Here is a 2,487-nt window from a genome sequence, read left to right on the forward strand (position 1 = left end):
GTGAAACGACGACACAGCTCTTTTTTCTGTCCGGCAAGAGCGCACAGTCTCTCAAGTGCCTGCGCTCGGATCACGCCCGAAGCCGTTTAGGTGCTCGCCCGTAGCTGGAGCTTATGCTTCTTCGAAGGTTTCCAGCACCAGCGCACCCCGAGCCACTCCGCTGTTGCCTCCAGCGTCGGAAAACGATGCTCCACACAATCGAAGGGATGAGGGCGTGTCGCTGCCGGTAGATCCTGCAGCAACTCCGCACACCAGCCTATAGAAGAGCCTCCGGCTGTAGTCTCACGGACTACCCCTCCGACGATGACCCCATCTAGGGCTAGGTCGTAACTCCCGGGTGCCAGTTGGTGCAGCGTGTATGTCATTGATCGGACAAGGTTCCAGCAGTCAGGATAAGGCGTCAATCTTGAACGGCTGTGGCATGCGCCCGTCCTTCACGCAGACATCGACCTTCGTGGTGCTGATGCCGACGTAGCGCGCAGCCTCCTTACGTCGCAGACCATGCCGGGGAATGGGGCCTGTCGCAAGCCGTGCCGTAGGCAGCAGTAGGCGCCGGATATGCCTCGTTTTCAGGTTTTGTTAACCGCCGGAAGTCCGAAGCAGACGGCAAGCAGTTGGTTGTGCTCGCGGACGGTCCACGCACCGGCAAAGCCGAAGCCTTTGCGCAGCCAAAGCATGGCCTCGAAGCCGCAGGTCGTGCGTCGCGCCGTGTTGAACGAGTGGAAGCCGCCTACGCGCGGCATGGGTTGTTTCACCCGGAAGTGGTCGCTCTCGATGCCCTGCTGCAGCTGCTTCGTGACGTAGTGGGTTGGGGTACAGGCCGGGAGGCCGTCGGTCCTCACGGCCACGATGGCAGGCGGATAGATGCTGGCGCCGTCCGTGCCGATCCGGTCAGGCGCGAGTAGCGGCTGATCCGCCAGCATTTTGCGGAAGAAGCGCTTCGCGGCGTCGAGGTCGCGGTTGGCGGTCAGCAGGAAGTCGACAGGATTACCGTGCTTGTCGATGGCTCGGTACAGATAGCGCCACTCACCGCGGACCTTGATGTAGGTCTCATCGATCCGGACCGATCCGCAATGCGGCTTGCGGAACTGGCGTAGCCGCTTCTCGATCAGCGGCGCGTAGGCGAGCACCCAGCGGTTCAGGGTGCTGTGATCCACCTCCAAGCCGCGCTCCAGGAACAGCTCCTCGATATCGCGATAGCTCAGCGAATAGCGCAGGTACCAGGAGACCGCCTGTACGATGAGCGCAGCCTCATAATGCCGGCCCTTGAAGTCGGCCTTGGCGCGCTGCTTGAGCTTGGCGGCGATGGCGGACAGGATCATGAGGCGGCCCCCAGAACGGAAGGCGCCATGCAGGTCGTATGGTCTACGTCGAGTAAACACCGGCGCTATCGCCTTTGCGACAGGCCCTGCAAAAGGCGTGTCACTGGCTCAGCTGTGACAGCTCAATATCTCTATGTATGCGCATTCGCTTCAACAGCCCTTGGATCTGGCGTAGATCATTCTCTGCGTCCGTGGCACTCTCGCCCTCAGTCAGCAGAGTAGCGATCTGCAGCATCTGCTCAACGCGTCTAGCTTCCGCTTCGCTGATGAGATGATTCAAGGTAGCAAGCCGATCTAGTTCTGAATCAGCCATTTTCAAACGCCTATGCTTAATCTTGAACCTTCAATAATTCCGTCTTCAGCAAAGTATCAAATCCATTTGTTAGAAATACTACTTCCGCAAAGGCAGTTTTTTCAGACTCGTCATGATGTACCAACGGCGAGCAGGCTAAAGATTAGCTTGCAGTCTCGTTTCAGGTATAAAACTCTCAGACCAGCATTCGTGATCTCTGCTATAAAAATCCGCAGATAGGTATATAGGCAATCCGAAATATCAATTGCAAGTTAATTGATCATTAACGAGTGGATAATCATAATGACATGAAATCAGAGGAGCAATATTGGACTGGGAGATATCAAATTTCAGACCAAAGACGCGTCCAGAGGCAGCCTTGTTATCTAGATGCTCGGATCTTTGTGCCTAGAGCTAGTGATCCTATCCGCTGTACAATCACGGATATCTCAACTCTAGGCGCGTTCGTGCGACCTCATACTGAGCAATGCATTCCCGAGAACTTCGATTTGTCTATTGGCGGAAGCAGGTTGCCCCGGGCTTTCCGCATCACTCGTCATGAAGCTCATGGCTTAGGTGTCAAGTTTCTTGACCCTGTCCGGCATGAAGTCGAGGAAATTCTCATTGAAAATGCGTTCAAGGAGGAACTGCTCTTTGAGGCGCTTAGCCCAACTTTGAACGGCGTCGCAACGATGGCCACTGTGCGTCTCCAACAAACGGTGAACGCCGTCATGGGACTGATCGAACGGCGCAACGCCATGAGCTGGCAGCCCGATGCCTTCGAACCTGACCCCCTCAGACATGCGTACGATCCGCGCGGTGATCTCAATAAGGCTTTGGGCCAAAGATCTTCTACAAGGCTCTTGGGTGTCG

The 2,487-nt window shown here is 56.2% G+C and carries 2 protein-coding genes; one reads left to right on the forward strand and one right to left on the reverse strand.

Annotated elements, in window-relative coordinates; translation table 11 throughout:
- Positions 1 to 569: 569 nt before the first annotated feature.
- On the reverse strand, positions 570 to 1,322 hold the full coding sequence (locus tag J7U37_RS24685) for an IS6 family transposase (RefSeq protein WP_247637460.1): 753 nt from the start codon (positions 1,320 to 1,322) through the stop codon (positions 570 to 572).
- Between the two features lie 822 nt (positions 1,323 to 2,144).
- Between J7U37_RS24685 and J7U37_RS24690 the strand changes: the two genes are divergently transcribed.
- A partial coding sequence (locus tag J7U37_RS24690) for a hypothetical protein (RefSeq protein ID WP_247637461.1) occupies positions 2,145 to 2,487 on the forward strand: 343 nt, incomplete at its 3' end.

Source organism: Methylobacterium sp. 37f (assembly GCF_023093475.1).
Classification (GTDB): domain Bacteria; phylum Pseudomonadota; class Alphaproteobacteria; order Rhizobiales; family Beijerinckiaceae; genus Methylobacterium.

Bases quoted from the DNA above. Each gene is read 5' to 3' on its own strand.
- J7U37_RS24685 (WP_247637460.1), bottom strand. From the start codon at position 1,322: ATGATCCTGTCCGCCATCGCCGCCAAGCTCAAGCAGCGCGCCAAGGCC.